Source organism: Sphingobacterium lactis (assembly GCF_051951495.1).
In the GTDB taxonomy this organism is placed as follows: Bacteria; Bacteroidota; Bacteroidia; order Sphingobacteriales; family Sphingobacteriaceae; genus Sphingobacterium; species Sphingobacterium lactis_A.
The window spans coordinates 104,555-120,568 of sequence record NZ_JBNHAS010000001.1 but is presented as its reverse complement, the minus strand read 5'-3'; the positions used below and the strand labels follow the sequence as shown (position 1 = coordinate 120,568).

Genomic DNA, 16,014 nt, shown 5'->3' with positions numbered 1-16,014 from the left:
CAGAAGAGCGATTAAGTGAATTGACATATATTTGTTTTATTTTACCAACAAATTTAATAGATCTAGACCGTTTTCATTAATTTCAAAATGCTCTTAATTATCGTAAAGCTATCTTCCCAAATAATAGTCATTGAACCATAGTATGTCTATTCCATAACCTTATTATTCTCATTACAATTTCTTTATAAATTTCAATAAACTGGTCTTTAAAAAATTTGAAGTGACAATTCAAACAACCTTTAATTTTACATTGCGTTTTAACTTTTCAAAATGATTCAGGACATAAAGTATTAAAAACAAATCGAATAGCATTTTACGTCATTCGTTAAATCTAATGGGTGAAATTAAGTAGAAGGCAACAAAACTATGTATAATTCCCTTTCAAAGGCTATATTTGTAAGATGAACAGAGAACTTATTTTGAATGATTATTAAACAAAATAGGTTACAATTTGTTAAGAAAAGGTATATATTACTAACAAAAACAAGAACATTCGCTCGCTTTGAATAGATTTGGCCGTATTGCATTAAAAACTATCCTATGGATTATTGGTTCCGTTATTGCCCTCTTACTATTGGCGATTTTTCTCATTCGTTTACCAGCAGTCCAGAACTATGTAGTAGGAAAAGTCACCACCTACCTTGAAAACAAGCTTGGTACACAGGTAGATATCGGTCACATCAATATAACATTCCCCAAAAAATTAGTCTTAGAAAACGTCTATTTTGCCGATCAATCCAAGGACACCTTATTGGCTGGAGAGGAATTGCGCGTAGACATCAACATGTTCAAGTTATTGAAGAACACTGTTGAGATCAAAGAATTTGAATTAAAAGGTATCACAGCAAAAATTAACCGCACCTTACCTGACAGTACCTTCAACTTCAGTTATATTGTCAATGCTTTCGCTACGGAAAAAGAAAGCACGACGACAGCAGATAGTTCTTCTGCATTAATATTTGACATTGATAAGGTAAATTTCGAGCGAATAAAATTCAAGTATAAAGATGATGTAATTGGAACGTCTGCGGACTTATTCTTAAATAAATTTGACACGCGTATCAAGCGGTTTGACCTCAAGAATAATATGGCGTTTGATATGCCTGTCGTGAATATTGATGGGTTAACAGCGGTTATCAAGCAATGGTCAGTTGCTACAGAGGCAGAAGCCCCGGATGCATCAGATTTCGGTATTTCCGACCCATCTGTTGAGGCAAGTTCTCTCCTACCTGACTTAGGCATTAATACCATAAACCTGAAAAACATCTTCGTACGATACGATGATGAGGCAGGTAATATGAAAACCAAATTTGATATCAAAAATTTGGTTGCCAATGTTGAACAATTAGACTTGAACAAAGAAATTGTCAAATTAAAAGAAATCAAATTAGATGATTCCGAATCGGAAGTTATATTAGGCAAAGTCAACAAGAAAGCTGAGACTACTAGTAGTGATTCCAGTTCCGTGAATTGGGTTGTATCAGCTGAAAAACTTGTAATTGACAAGACAAAATTTTGGTTCCGTGATGATAATCAGGCGCGCACAAAAGGATTGGATTATTTCAATCTAAAAATGACAGATCTGGCTGGGGTAATGGACGATCTCTATTATTCTTCGGACTCGATATCCGGAAAGCTAACCAACCTAACGGTTAAAGATCATTCTGGCTTTAATTTAAAGCAGCTTAAAGGTGATTTTATATACGGAAACCAAGGTGCAACGGTTAAGGATTTATTGATCGAAACACCAAATACCATAATTCGGGATGAGATTATTGTTTCCTATCCTTCTCTTGATGCGGTATCGAAGAATCCTGCTAGTATGCTTATTTCCGCGAATATTAAGAAAAGTCATATTGACATGCGCGATATTCGTTTTCTAGCACCAGACTTGGAAAAACAAGAGGTCATGCGACCTCTTATGAATAAGAAGTTCTACATTGATGGAAAAGTAACTGGAAAGCTTAATGATTTAAGAATCCCAAGGTTTGAATTTAAAACCTTAAAAAACACACATGTGATTGCTACTGCCCATATCAAGGGTTTACCTGATGTGGATAAGATGTATTTAGACATCAATATCAAAAAATTAGTTACAGGCCGTGCGGATATTAATCAACTAGTTGCCCCTTCTCTTCTGCCGGATAGTATTCAATTACCAAGAAACATAAGTCTAGCAGGTACTTTTAAAGGAGGAATGACAGGCTTTGATGCGGATTTAAAATTAGTTACTGAACAAGGTAATGCCACAGTAAATGGTAATTTAAAAATGGGTCGTGACACCACCTATAATGCCTTTGTTACGGTTGATAATTTCAATTTAGGTGAATTCCTTAAACAGGATTCTGTATTGGGTTATGTTGCAGCATCGGCACAAGTAAATGGTACTGGTCTTAATCCGAAGACCATGGTAGCTGATATCACTGGTACTTTGGATCGTTTTGATGCACTAGGCTATGGTTATCATGATATTAACTTTGATTTGACTGCTAACCGTGGAGATATTTCAGGAACGATTAATAGTCCAGACCCTAACCTGGATTTAGACGCCAGCATAACTGCGGATATGAGTGGTCGATATCCTAAGATTTTTGCAGAAATGATGATTGACTCCGTTAATTTCAAGAATTTGAAGTTAATGGACCAAAACCTTAGATACCATGGTAAGATTACTGCTGACTTTGAAACCTTTGATTTAGATCATCTGAACGGATCTCTAAAGGTGGTAAATTCTTCGATTGCGTATAACGATGACCGTTATGTATTGGATACGGTAGCTCTGACTGCTATTGCTGATACCAGCAAAAACACCTTGCTTCTGAGTTCTGAGTTCTTGAACGGTCACTTAACTGGTAAATATAAATTAACGGAGTTAGGTTCATCTATTACGGATATTATTCGAACCTATTATAATCCTTCAAATGATCGTACCGTATTAACTTACAGTCCTCAGCAATTTGAATTCTCTGCTCGCTTAAATAATGCCCGGATCATACGTGATTTCTTGCCCGATTTAGAGCGGATGGACGATATTACCTTAGATGGTACATTCAATAGTCAGGACAGAATGGTTATGGCCAAATTATTGGCACCTAAAATCACTTATGCTGGTACAGAGGTAGAAAATATCGGTTTAGATATTATTACAGCGGATAGTACCTTATATTACAATACCTTGATCGGCCATGTTAAAGTCAATAATATTGAGCTAAATAATACCGTATTAAGTGGTAATGTCGCAAATAATATTCTGGACTTTGGTCTTTGGATTAAGGATAAAGAAGAAAAAGAGCAATACCATCTAGGTGCTGCCATGAATGTGACAGCTAATAACTATAACTTCTCCTTAAAAGAGGATGGCTTAATGCTGAATTATGAGAATTGGGCCATTGACCCGAATAACAAGCTAAGTTTTGGGAAAGATGGTATTCGTGCTACTGCATTTCGTTTAACGAATGATGGTCAGGAACTGACAATTCAATCCAAGGATTCTACCTTGAACTCCCCTATTGATCTTAACTTTAATAATTTCCGTATAGAGACCTTCTCGCGAATGTTGGATTCCGAAAATCTAAATTTAGGAGGTGGAATTAACGGTACTGCAACTGTTTCCAGATTGGAAGCCAACCCTGTATTTGTTTCTGACCTGACCATTGATAAATTCTTCTTTGGTAAGGATACGATCGGAAATGTTCTAGTAAAAGTGAACAACATAAAAGAAAACACCTATTCGGCAGACGTACGCATTACAGAGAATGGAAATGATGTTCAATTAATCGGGGATGTTATTATTCCTGCGGAAGGCGATATGCAGATTGATGCTACCTTGGATTTAAAACCTATTACAGTTAAAACCATTGAAGCATTCAGTTTGGGTAACTTAAAAGGCAGCCAAGGTGATCTGACAGGTTCCTTAAAAATAACAGGAACAACTTCAGCTCCACGTATTAATGGGGAATTGACATTTAATGATGCCATCATCAATGCATCGATGTTAAATTCAAACATGAAAATCGATGGACAAAAAATATATTTCAACAATCAAGGAATTACGTTCCGTCAGTTCAACATTGTAGATTCTAGAAATAATGTTGCAAGGATAAATGGTAGTATTCGAACAACTACTTATACCGACTTTGACTTCAATTTGAATTTAACAACAGATGATTTTGAAGTCATGAATTCTACACGTGCTGATAATGATATGTTCTTCGGTAAGATGTATTTAACATCGAATTTACGTGTGACGGGTAATCTTGACAAGCCAAGGATTGATGGAAATGTCAAGGCCAATGAGCGTACAGATTTCAATTTCATTGTCCCTAATGACGATCCTGGGGTTGCTCAACGCGATGGTGTCGTTAAATTCGTAGATAAAAGCGATACGACGAGAGCAAATGTTTTTGCGCAATTGGATTCCATGACGAAAGTATCAAGTACCTTATCGGGTTATGATATTGCCTTGAATTTAAGTACAGATCGAGAAGCGAAATTCAAGATTATTCTTGATGAAGGAACAAAAGACGCCTTGAATATCCAAGGAGTTGCTGAAATCAACACCAGTATAGACGCTAATGACAAAATCTTTATGTCAGGAACATTTACTGTAGAAGATGGAGATTATACCTTCTCACTTGGACCAATATCCAAAGACTTTAGATTCCAAAAAGGAAGTACAATTACCTGGAATGGAGATCCTTTGGATGCTCGTTTGAATATTACAGCCGTCTATACGGGTAAGTTCGCTTCCCTCGAGTTGGTTCAAAACCAAATCGGATCTGAAAGTCAAAACTTATATAAACAACGTATTCCATTCAATGTCTTGCTAAAACTTACGGGTGAGTTGTTCAAACCGGAGATTAATTTTGATATTGACTTAGATGAGAGCAACGCCATTGTTTCTCAGGATGTAGTAAGTAAGGTAAATATTGCCTTATCAAATATTCGTGAAGATCCGGCAGAATTAAACAAACAGGTTTTCTCATTAATTGCCTTGGGTAGATTTATGTCGGCAAATCCATTCGAAAGTTTATCTGGAGGAGGCGCTGAATCCATGGCTAGAAGTACGGTAAGTTCATTCTTAACCTCACAATTGAATAATTTGGCATCTGACCTCATTAAAGGTGTAGAGCTTGATTTCAATTTAAATTCGGAAGAGGATTACTTAACTGGTAATGCGCAAACACGGACAGACTTAAATGTGGGTATTTCGAAGATGTTGTTTGATGACCGTTTAAAAATTACCATTGGATCTAATTTTGAGGTTGAAGGTAATACTCGACCAGGTGAGAAGGCATCAAACATAGCGGGTGATATATCCTTAGATTATCAATTGTCCAAGGATGGTCGATACTTTGCTCGTGTTTACCGGAAAAATCAGTACCAAGCAACACTTCAAGGTCAGTTTGTAGAAACGGGTATTGGTTTCATCATCAATATGAGTTATGACAAATTCAAAGAGTTGTTCATGAATTCTAAAGCGCTTCAAGAGTACTACAATACGGATACAAGAGGATTCCGCAGAAGGTTTGATGTGGAGCGTATGGAGACTGACACCTTATACCGCGATAGTGTTCGATTGGTAATTCGTGATAGTTTAATGCGTGTTGACCCGGAATTCCGTAAACGAATGGAAGAGCGCCAAAAACAAGAAGAGTTGAAAAAACAACAACAAGATAGTACACAAAATAAACCTGATACGACCGATCGAATAAAAGAGTCGAATCAATCAGCTATAAAGAATGAAGAAGAGGAAGGAGGAAACAATGAAGATTAAGTATCTGTTAGGAACAATCTTTGTTGCCGTATTGGTTACAAGTTGTAATCCGACTAAATATCTTGCTGAGGGAGAAAAGTTTTATACAGGAGGGGATGTAGTCATTCATCATGACAGCATGTCTCAAGAGAATAAGGAAGCATTTGAAAAGTCCTTAGAGGAATCCCTCCTACCTAAACCCAATAGTAAATTGCTAGGGGTTTATTACAAAGTAGGTTTATGGAACATGGGTGGAGGTCCGGACAGTACGAATAACTTTATCCGTAAATGGTTAAAGCGAAATGGCCAAGAACCCGTGAAATTAGGCGATGTAAACCGGGAGTATAATGAGAACTTATTACGTGGGAAAATGGAGAACTTGGGTTTCTTTAATGCACAAGTATCTTCCGACACCTTGATCAAAGAGAAGTATGCTTCCGTTCGTTACGATGCCTATCCTGGAAAAATTTACCGTATCAATAAAGTCGTTTTTGATGTAGATACCACGACCAATTTAGGTTGGCGAATCCATTACCCTAGTAATCGATCCTTACTCAAACCTGGTAATAACTATAACTTGGATGTGATCTTAAATGAGCGAGATCGTATCGATGATGATTTAAAACATAATGGTTTTTATTACTTCAGTCCTGACAACATCCTTGTCGAGGTAGATAGTACCATTGGTGACCACAAGGTTGACATGTATGTAACAGTGAAACCGGAAACACCCGCAAAAGCTAGAGAGCCCCAATATATTGGGAATGTCTACATATTTGCTGATTACAGAGAGACCTCATCCACCAATAGAAGAAGAATACCTAGAAATACAGAGAAGTTTGATGACAAGTATTACATTGTTGACCCCTTAAAGAAACATCGTAAGAAAGTACTTGCCAACCATATTTTCATGAATCCAGGAGAAAAGTATAGTCGTTGGAACCACAATCAAACGATTAACCACCTGGTGAATTTAAATGCTTATAAATTCGTAAAGAATGATTTTGTAGATAATCCAGATTCTACCAATCATTTGGATGTTTATTATTATTTGACACCATTGCCTAGTCGCTCTATTCGTTTAGAATTGATTGGGAAGACAGCTGCAGTCTATAATGGTACAGAGGTTACAGCAAACTGGACGCTCCGTAATGCATTCAAAGGATTTGAAACGTTAAACTTATCGGTTTTCGGAGGATACGAGACACAGACAGGTGGGAATGTCAATCTTAACTCCAGTTATATACGTTATGGAGCAGAGGTTGGAATTACTTGGCCAAGGTTATTATCTCCTTGGAAATGGGCTCCAGTAAGACGATATATTCCTAAAACCTTCTTAAAAGCAGGTTACGAATTTTTGAATAGAAGGACTGCCTATACCTTAAACAGCATGACCTTAAATTATGGTTATGCCTGGAAAGAGAATGAGCAGCGAGATCATAATTTGACCTTAGCGGAAATTATTTATGTGCAACCAAGAGGCATATCAGATGAATATCGGGCCCAGATGGACACCGTTCCTACCTTAAGGCATATTGTAGATCCACAGTTTTCTTTCGGTCCGAACTATGTATTTACCTTTACCAATACCATGGATAACCATAAGAAACACACTTTTTATGCAAAAGCGGGTTTAAATACTTCTGGAAATATCTTAGGTTTAATACAAGGGGCAGACTATAATAGTGGAAAAATAAAACACATATTTGGCACACCTTATTCGCAGTTTATCAAGGCAGAGGCAGATATGCGCCATTATTTGAAGTTGTCAACAAACTCTACTTTAGCATCTCGCTTGATGATCGGTACTTCTTACTCTTATGGTAACTCACGTTCCTTACCTTATTTAAAACAATATTATACAGGGGGTCCTAACGGGCTTAGAGCATTCCGAGCACGTGCTGTAGGACCTGGATCTTCTCTACCAGAGAATATCGGAGAAGAGAACTTCTTTGCTGATCAAACAGGGGATTTTAAATTGGAAATGAATACGGAATATCGTGCTAAGATTGCTGGTATGCTACATTGGGCAGCCTTCATCGACGCAGGAAATGTTTGGCTACAGAACAAAGACGACAATAAACCTGGAGGTAAATTATCGGGTAAATTCCTAAGCGAATTAGCTGTAGGTGGGGGTGTTGGGCTTCGCTTAGACTTGGACTTCTTGATCGTACGTACCGATTTTGCCATTCCGTTCCGAGTGCCCTATCGTCCTACAAATGACCGTTGGGTGTTTAAATACATTGATATTAGGGATAGAGATTGGCGAAGAGATAATTTGGTATTCAACTTAGCAATCGGTTATCCATTCTAATCTTAAGAAAATAGATATTATTAAAAAGAGCGGCAAAATAGTCGCTCTTTTTATGTTATTCATATTATAAATGAGGTATTTCTAAGGCTCAAAACAATAGGTTAGCTGAATAATTTTTAGTAGTTTTAAAGAGTAAACATAAATACCTTAAAAGTATGAAAATAACGGTCGTAGGTGCTGGTGCCGTTGGAGCAACCACCGCAGATAATCTAGTAAGACGTAATATTGCTGAGGAAATTATCCTATTGGATATTAAGGAAGGATTCGCAGAGGGCAAAGCCCAGGATATGATGCAGACTTCTGCCCTATTAGGGTTTGACTCGAAAATCAAAGGCGTTACGAATGATTACCTATCGACGGCGGGATCTGAAGTAGCAGTTATTACTTCAGGTATTCCACGTAAACCAGGAATGACCCGTGAGGAACTGATTGGCACCAATGCTAATATTGTAAAAACGGTTGTTGATAACTTGATCAAACATTCTCCAGATATCATTATTCTTATCGTTTCAAATCCAATGGATACGATGACTTATTTGGCTTTAAAATCATCAGGATTACCAAAAAATAGGATTATTGGTATGGGTGGTGCTTTAGATTCAGCACGTTTTAAATACCAATTAAGTGATAAACTAAATGCTTCGGCAAATGATTTAAATGCTATTGTAATTGGAGGACATGGCGATACAACCATGATTCCATTGATAAAACATGCTACTTGGAATTCAGTGTCAGTTACTGATTTCTTAGATGAAGATGAACAAGCAGATATCGTTAAAAAGACGATGGTTGGAGGTGCTACATTAACTGCATTAATTGGAACTTCAGCATGGTATGCTCCTGGAGCTGCTGCTGCAGCCATGGTAGAAAGCATCGTTAAAGATCAAAATCGCTTATTTACCGCTTCAGTATATTTAGAAGGCGAATACGGACAAGAAGATATAAATATTGGGGTACCTGTCATCATCAACAAAAAAGGTTGGGACAAAATCGTTCCAATGAATCTTTCAGCAGAAGAAGAAGATTTATTCAAAGCAAGTGCAGATGCAGTTCGAAAAATGAATCAGGTCTTATTTGATGAGGGTGTTCTTAAGAAATAGAAACTCTTATATTATTTCAATAAAAAAATATGAAGCTCCAATTTTGGAGCTTTTTTATTTTAAGCCACTTTAGAATTTTGGCAATTAATACCCTCCGATAGTTAACACGAAGGTTAATTCTTAATACATGTTAATTTTAATTTTTCACATAAAGAAATTTATTTTAAATAATTAACTTTGAAGCATGATTAAATACATCTTTTCAATACTTAGCTTTTTTATTTTTATAAGTTTTTTACGAGGTCAAGAAAAACAACTATTAGGGAACCGAGAGATTTCGATCTATAAAGTCGAGATTAAGTCTAAAGAAGGAAATTTCAAAGGGAATCTACTGCAAGTTACACCTCAATACCTATTAATAGAACAAAAGGAAGGTTCTAAAAAGATAGCAGCTGAACGAATAAAAACCATTAAGGTTAAATTCCGTCAAAAGAAAAATGTACCAGTATTCAAAAATATAGCTCAAACCGGATTGGATATTATAAGTGATCCAGAATTTGGACAAACTAGAACTTTACGAGTAGCAGACAAGCCAAATGGTGAACATAACTATATTTCAGAAAATGAGTCACCTTTGGGAGAAAGATTATTAGTTGGTACAGCTGTAGTAACTGGAGCAATAATAGGAAATGAATTAGCCAAATTAGCTCCTCAAGCTAGCATAGAAAAGTTTAAGATCAATTTCTCTTCGGATAAATACTTAGAAAAAATGGATGACTTAGCGATGTATAGTTCCTATTTGCAATCCTCTCCAGAATATGAAACAGTATTAAGAAATAGACTTAAGGCTGCAATGGAAAAGAAAAAATTAAAGATATAGGACCTTGCTTTGATTCCTCGAAGTGTTTTTTACGGTTTTAACTTTGTAAAATATAAACCTGGAAAGCCTTCCATTTCAATTAAAATAATATTAGACTTGTGAATAATTCGAAAATATAAGTTATTCATTTAAGATATTATGCATAAAATCCCCTTTGAACGGATCAATTTACAAGCAGACGGATACCACATCATAACAGAAGTAACGCTATTTGATAAAACCTTTAAGTTAGTCATTGATACGGGAGCTTCGAAGACCGTTTTAGATAAAACGACATTGTTAGAATCGGGAATTGCAGAAGATACCTTTGAAAATACGGATATTTTATCAACTGGTTTAGGGACCAATTCCATGGAAAGTTTTATGCTGACCATTCCAGAAATCAGGTTGCATGACTGGCAAATCAAGAATTTCACGGTGGCTGTTTTGGATTTAAGTTCCATTAATTTTGCTTACAATCAAATCGGATTAGAGCCTGTCATCGGTGTACTCGGAGGGGATATTTTGCAACAATATGGTGCTATCATCGACTATAAAAAGCAGACACTAACATTAAATCAGCGTAAATTAAGCTTAAATAATCGTCGTTGAATATGTAATCGCAAATAGATATAAAAGCCTATTGCGATTAAAATACCACAACCACCCATAATGTAAAGTGTTGATTTTATACCTATAATTTCTGCAATAGCCCCAGTTAACAAACTTCCAATTGGAAATATTCCTTGGAAGGCCATTACATAATAGGACATGGCTCTGGCTCGATATGCAGGTACAGCATGTGTCTGTATGTAGGTATTGATGGATGAATTTTGCATCATCATCGAGAAAGATACAGCTCCTGTAAAAAACAATGCTGAAGGAAGATAATGCGCATAAGCCAATAAAACCAAGGCTACTCCCATTAAAAATGCAGCAAACATAATGCGATATCGAAGATTTTCACCAGCTTTTAATCTTGCCATATTAATAGCACCAACCATAGCTCCTAATCCGGCAGCACTCTCAAACCAAGAAAAGGTACGCTCATTTCCTTGAAATAATTCACGTGCTACAGCAGGTAATAAGGAAGTATATGGAATAACAAGCAGACTGGAGAAGGTTAAAATGATGATAAGTGAAGCAATATGTGGTGATCTTTTGAGGTAATTGAATCCTTGTACAAATCCCTGATAAGCACTTTCATTGGGAACAATGATGACTCGTTCTTTTACATTCATCAGCATTAAACAGATAATGACAGGGATAAAACTGAGGAAATTCAAGGTAAAACAAGCCAATTCACCATATACGGACAATAAAAATCCACCAATTGCTGGACCTACCATCCGAGCAGCATTAAAAATTGAGGAGTTTAATGCAATTGCATTCGGTAAATCACGCCTATCATCTACCAATGACACCAATAAAGCCTGCCTCCCAAGCACATCAAAAGCATTGATTACACCTTGAATGAAACCTAAAATAGATAGGTATAATACCGATTCCATTTTGAGAAATACCACTAATGCTAATAGACCTGCTTGAATCATTAAGCCTATTTGAGTGGTAAAAACAAGTTTATATTTTTTATGTCGATCAACAAATGCACCAATAAATGGAGAAAGAACCAAGGAAGGTAGAAGGGAAATAAAGGATACAAAGCCCAGCCAAAATACAGAATCTGTCAATTTATAGACTAACCAACTAATGGCTATACGTTGCATCCATGTTCCTAAGAGGGAAATGGCCTGTCCAATGACGTGCAATCTGTAATTCGGATAAGCAAAAGATCTGAATATCTGCATTTAACTGAAGGATTCTAAATATATGCGTAAATCGAACTCTAGGAACCGAACAGTTAAAAGTACGGTTTTTTAAGAAGAATTCAGTTCCTCTAACCTTAATACAAATTAAACCATACAATTGTTGCAGAAATATGAATTAAGCACAGTTTTTCATCGTTGAAACATTGTATTTATTTCATTCTTAAAACAATATACCTACCTTTGCATGGTCAAAGCCAATTGGGGTTGACAAAAATTGACAAACATTTTAATCAACATTTTATATCATGAAATTTTTTATTGATACTGCAAATCTTGAACAAATCAAAGAAGCACAAGATTTAGGCGTTTTAGATGGTGTAACGACCAACCCAAGCTTAATGGCTAAAGAAGGTATTTCTGGTGAAGAAAACGTAATTAACCATTATAAAGCCATCTGTGCTATTGTAGACGGTGATGTAAGTGCAGAGGTTATTTCCACTGAATTCGAAGGAATGATCAAAGAAGGTGAAGCATTAGCAGCTTTAGACAGCAAGATTGTAGTAAAGGTTCCAATGACCAAAGATGGTGTAAAAGCGATTAAATACTTCAGTAAAAAAGGTATTAAAACCAACTGTACATTGGTATTCTCAGCAGGTCAAGCATTATTAGCCGCAAAAGCTGGCGCTACTTATGTTTCTCCATTTATCGGTCGTTTAGATGACATCTCTGTAGATGGTTTAGGCCTAATCGAAGAGATCCGTGAGATCTATGACAACTATGGTTTTGAGACACAAATCTTAGCTGCATCAGTTCGTCACAGTGCGCATATCTTAGGTTGTGCTAAGATTGGAGCAGACGTAATGACTGGCCCATTATCAGCAATTTTAGCTTTGTTAAAACACCCATTAACGGATAGTGGTTTGGCACAATTCTTAGCGGATCACGCGAAAGCAGCAGGCAAATAATTGCAGCTTAAAAAAGGATAAATGAAGGCCTCCTATCCCTCAAGGATAGGAGGTTTTTTATACGCAGTATTTTTCGTAATTTTAACTTTATGAAACGTGAGCAAGACAACGAAATTAGCAAAGAAAAATTAGAAGAATATAGCCAACTTTTAAAGGCAAACCAACTTAAAATTACCCAACCAAGACTTCGGGTTTTAGATAGTATTTCGGATAAATCAACTGCCGTATCTCAACCTGAATTGGAGAAGATATTAGGTTCCGAAATTGACCGAGTAACCCTTTATAGAATTCTTGCAAGCTTCGAAGAAAAAGGCATACTTCACAAGGTATTTGACCTCAATGGAACAGCAACATATGCGCTCTGTTCAACCAAATGTTCGGCACACCATCACCACGACCAACACGTACATTTCATCTGTTCGGTATGTAATTCGGTCTTCTGTTTAGATGAAATTTCAGTGCCGAAAATTAATCTCCCTGCAAACTTTAGCCTGCACTCTATTGCTATAAATGCAGTCGGTTTATGTGACTCCTGTCAAGAAAAAGATGCATAAACGCTAATCATATCCCTTCTTTTTTGTCCTACTGTCTATATGGATAGTTTACTATTCCTATACCTAAAAATCATCAAATACGGCAGCTAAAACTACTAAATATTTATATGCTAAAAATTAGCAAATAAATATTTAATTATCTATAAAATAGAATATTAGTAACATATAATAGAATTTTATATTTAACACACAACCTTTAGCAGAACTGCATAAAAAGGCGCGTACAATTATTAATTTACTGATATTCAACTATTTAATGAATAAATACAAGTTAAAATATTTAGCAATATACCTTATAATTAGATAATAATCAGATAATTATAATTGCTAAAATAAACTATCAATACAACAAACATATATACCACTCATTTTCGAACTAACTCTTGTTAGCAATATCATTTTTTGTGTATATTAGTTTCATCAACAACAACGGAGCAGCAGACGAATCTCAAGATGCAGTTTCGAATGATTGGCTCCCACTCCTACCCTATCAAAAAAACAAAAAGAGGTAGCAGATAAAACGCAACTATGAAGTCAAAAAAAGAGAACCCCTACAAAGAAGTCCTTACCCAACTTATCGTCGATATATTTGAAAAATCCGGAAACCATGCTTTGAACTACAAGCAGGTAGCGGCGAAGTTAAACATCTCCGATACGGATGCTAAAGTTGCCATTGCGGACATCTTAAACGACGCTTCGAAATCGGGACTATTCGAACAACCGGAACGCGGAAAATTCAAACTTCGACAGCTTGCTGTTTATGTCACAGGAAAGGTAGATATGACAGCAGATGGTTCTGCTTATATTGTACCTGAAGACGAGTTCGAGAATGACATATATGTAGCCCCGAGAAAGCTTCGCCAAGCCCTCCATGGAGACATCGTGAAAGTCCATATTTACGATCGTAAAAAAGGTCGTAAAAGAGAGGGTGAAGTAGTGGAAATTGTTCAACGATCGAAGACTGATTTCACCGGTACGATTGACATCTCGAACAGCTATGCCTTCTTCCTACCTGATGACAGAAAGATGCTTCATGACATCTTCATTCCGTTGGATAATTTGAATGGAGCAAAGGATGGTGAAAAAGTCGTGGTCTCCATTATCGAGTGGCCGAAGAATGCAAAGAATCCTATAGGTCGTGTAAAATCAGTTCTTGGTAAAAAAGGAGAAAACAATACGGAGATGAATGCTATCCTTGCTGACTTTGGATTTCCATTGGAGTTTCCAAAAGCAGTGGAGGAAGAAGCGAATTCCATATCTGATATCATCAGTGAAGAAGAAATCAAGAAACGCCATGATTTTCGAGAAACAACCACATTCACCATTGACCCTGCGGATGCGAAAGATTTCGATGATGCTATTTCTTTCAAGAAATTAGAGAATGGAAATTATGAGATCGGAGTCCATATTGCAGATGTTTCTCATTATGTAATTCCAGATAGTAACCTAGACAAAGAAGCTTTTGAAAGAGGAACCTCGGTATATTTGGTCGACAGGGTCATTCCCATGCTCCCTGAGCGACTTTCTAACAACCTGTGCTCACTTAGACCTAACGAAGACAAACTTTGTTTTTCGGCCGTATTTGAGCTTGATGAAAAGGCAAATGTGATTGACCAATGGTTTGGAAGAACTGTTATTCACTCTGACCGTAGATTCAGCTATGAAGAAGCGCAAGAAATCATCGAAGGAAAAGAAGATCCTTTATCGGAGGCTATTTTAAAACTTAATGAATTGGCTTTTATTCTTCGAGAGCGAAAATTCAAAAGTGGAGCCATCAGTTTCGAGACAGAAGAAGTAAAATTCTTATTGGATGATAACGGCAAACCTCTTGGCGTTTATACCAAAATTCGGAAAGAAGCACACAAGCTTATTGAGGACTTTATGCTATTGGCAAACCGAAAAGTTGCTGAATACATAGGAAAACAAGGTAAAGGGAAAAATAAATTGACTTTTGTTTACCGATTCCACGATGTACCAAATACAGAGACTTTAACGAGCTTCTCTCAATTTGCATCACGTTTCGGACATCGTCTAAGCTTCAGATCGGATAAGGAGACGGCAAAATCATTAAATCAAATGATGGAGAAGATTGAAGGGTCCAAAGAACAGAATCTTTTAACCTCCCTTGCTATTCGTTCGATGGCAAAAGCCATTTACACGACCAAGAAGGCATCACATTATGGTTTAGCGTTTGATTATTATACCCACTTTACCTCTCCTATTCGTCGATATCCGGATGTTATGGTTCACCGCTTATTGCAATATTACTTGGATGGTGGTAAAAAGGTGAATTCTGAACATTATGAAAAAATGTCTGAACACTCCTCTCAGATGGAAAAGAAAGCTGCAGAGGCTGAACGTGCTTCTGTAAAATACAAACAAGCGGAATATTTACAGAATCAGATTGGAACAGAATACATCGGAATCATTTCTGGAGTTACCGAATGGGGTATGTATGTAGAAATCGAAGAGAACAAATGCGAAGGAATGGTTAGATTACGTGATATCACGGATGATTTCTACACCTTGGATGAGAAGAATTATGCCATCATTGGTCAAAGAAAGAAAAAGGTGTATCAGTTAGGTGATGAAGTTCAAATTAAAGTGAAGAAGGTTGATTTGGATAAAAGACAAATTGACTTTACTTTGATCAGCTAATGCTAGACATTAGGATAAAAGGAAAGCAGCTGCAATTATTTGCAGCTGCTTTCTTTATTTAAGGGAATTCTGTAAAGAATTCTTAGATAATAAAATCAAA

9 protein-coding genes are annotated in these 16,014 nt (G+C 36.5%); 8 read left to right on the top strand and 1 reads right to left on the bottom strand.

Going from position 1 to position 16,014, the window contains the following annotated elements; genetic code table 11:
• The first annotated feature begins 502 nt into the window (after positions 1–502).
• The 5 genes from ACP6L2_RS00485 (at position 503) to ACP6L2_RS00465 (ending at position 10,580) form a co-directional block, all read left to right on the top strand.
• Positions 503–5,776: a translocation/assembly module TamB domain-containing protein gene (locus tag ACP6L2_RS00485; RefSeq protein WP_440507342.1), complete on the top strand. Its 5,274-nt coding sequence runs from the start codon at positions 503–505 to the stop codon at positions 5,774–5,776.
• The gene (gene tamL, locus ACP6L2_RS00480; protein ID WP_440507340.1) at positions 5,742–8,069 is read left to right on the top strand and encodes a translocation and assembly module lipoprotein TamL; all 2,328 of its coding nucleotides are present in this window, start codon (positions 5,742–5,744) and stop codon (positions 8,067–8,069) included. Before ACP6L2_RS00485 ends, tamL begins: the two co-directional genes overlap by 35 nt.
• 155 nt (positions 8,070–8,224) lie before the next feature.
• Complete coding sequence (locus ACP6L2_RS00475) at positions 8,225–9,169, top strand: malate dehydrogenase (RefSeq protein ID WP_440507338.1); 945 nt, start codon at positions 8,225–8,227, stop codon at positions 9,167–9,169.
• Positions 9,170–9,353: 184 nt separating this feature from the next.
• On the top strand, positions 9,354–9,989 hold the full coding sequence (locus ACP6L2_RS00470) for a hypothetical protein (protein ID WP_440507336.1): 636 nt from the start codon (positions 9,354–9,356) through the stop codon (positions 9,987–9,989).
• A gap of 138 nt (positions 9,990–10,127) precedes the next feature.
• On the top strand, positions 10,128–10,580 hold the full coding sequence (locus ACP6L2_RS00465) for a retropepsin-like aspartic protease (RefSeq protein ID WP_440507334.1): 453 nt from the start codon (positions 10,128–10,130) through the stop codon (positions 10,578–10,580).
• Here ACP6L2_RS00465 and ACP6L2_RS00460 read toward each other — a convergent pair.
• Positions 10,547–11,776 (bottom strand): MFS transporter, encoded by a 1,230-nt coding sequence (locus ACP6L2_RS00460; RefSeq protein ID WP_440507332.1) that lies wholly within the window; start codon positions 11,774–11,776, stop codon positions 10,547–10,549. The two genes, ACP6L2_RS00465 and ACP6L2_RS00460, sit on opposite strands and share 34 nt — an antisense overlap.
• A 266-nt stretch (positions 11,777–12,042) precedes the next feature.
• Between ACP6L2_RS00460 and fsa the strand changes: the two genes are divergently transcribed.
• From fsa to rnr, 3 genes are all read left to right on the top strand, one after another.
• The gene (gene fsa / locus ACP6L2_RS00455; protein ID WP_440507330.1) at positions 12,043–12,702 is read left to right on the top strand and encodes a fructose-6-phosphate aldolase; all 660 of its coding nucleotides are present in this window, start codon (positions 12,043–12,045) and stop codon (positions 12,700–12,702) included.
• Between the two features lie 89 nt (positions 12,703–12,791).
• Positions 12,792–13,256 (top strand): Fur family transcriptional regulator, encoded by a 465-nt coding sequence (locus ACP6L2_RS00450; RefSeq protein WP_440507328.1) that lies wholly within the window; start codon positions 12,792–12,794, stop codon positions 13,254–13,256.
• 528 nt (positions 13,257–13,784) lie between these two features.
• On the top strand, positions 13,785–15,914 hold the full coding sequence (gene rnr, locus ACP6L2_RS00445; protein WP_440507326.1) for a ribonuclease R: 2,130 nt from the start codon (positions 13,785–13,787) through the stop codon (positions 15,912–15,914).
• Positions 15,915–16,014 lie beyond the last annotated feature (100 nt).

Bases quoted from the DNA above. Each gene is read 5' to 3' on its own strand.
- tamL (WP_440507340.1), top strand. From the start codon at position 5,742: ATGAAGAAGAGGAAGGAGGAAACAATGAAGATTAAGTATCTGTTAGGA.
- ACP6L2_RS00475 (WP_440507338.1), top strand. From the start codon at position 8,225: ATGAAAATAACGGTCGTAGGTGCTGGTGCCGTTGGAGCAACCACCGCA.
- ACP6L2_RS00470 (WP_440507336.1), top strand. From the start codon at position 9,354: ATGATTAAATACATCTTTTCAATACTTAGCTTTTTTATTTTTATAAGT.
- ACP6L2_RS00465 (WP_440507334.1), top strand. From the start codon at position 10,128: ATGCATAAAATCCCCTTTGAACGGATCAATTTACAAGCAGACGGATAC.
- ACP6L2_RS00460 (WP_440507332.1), bottom strand. From the start codon at position 11,776: ATGCAGATATTCAGATCTTTTGCTTATCCGAATTACAGATTGCACGTC.
- fsa (WP_440507330.1), top strand. From the start codon at position 12,043: ATGAAATTTTTTATTGATACTGCAAATCTTGAACAAATCAAAGAAGCA.
- ACP6L2_RS00450 (WP_440507328.1), top strand. From the start codon at position 12,792: ATGAAACGTGAGCAAGACAACGAAATTAGCAAAGAAAAATTAGAAGAA.
- rnr (WP_440507326.1), top strand. From the start codon at position 13,785: ATGAAGTCAAAAAAAGAGAACCCCTACAAAGAAGTCCTTACCCAACTT.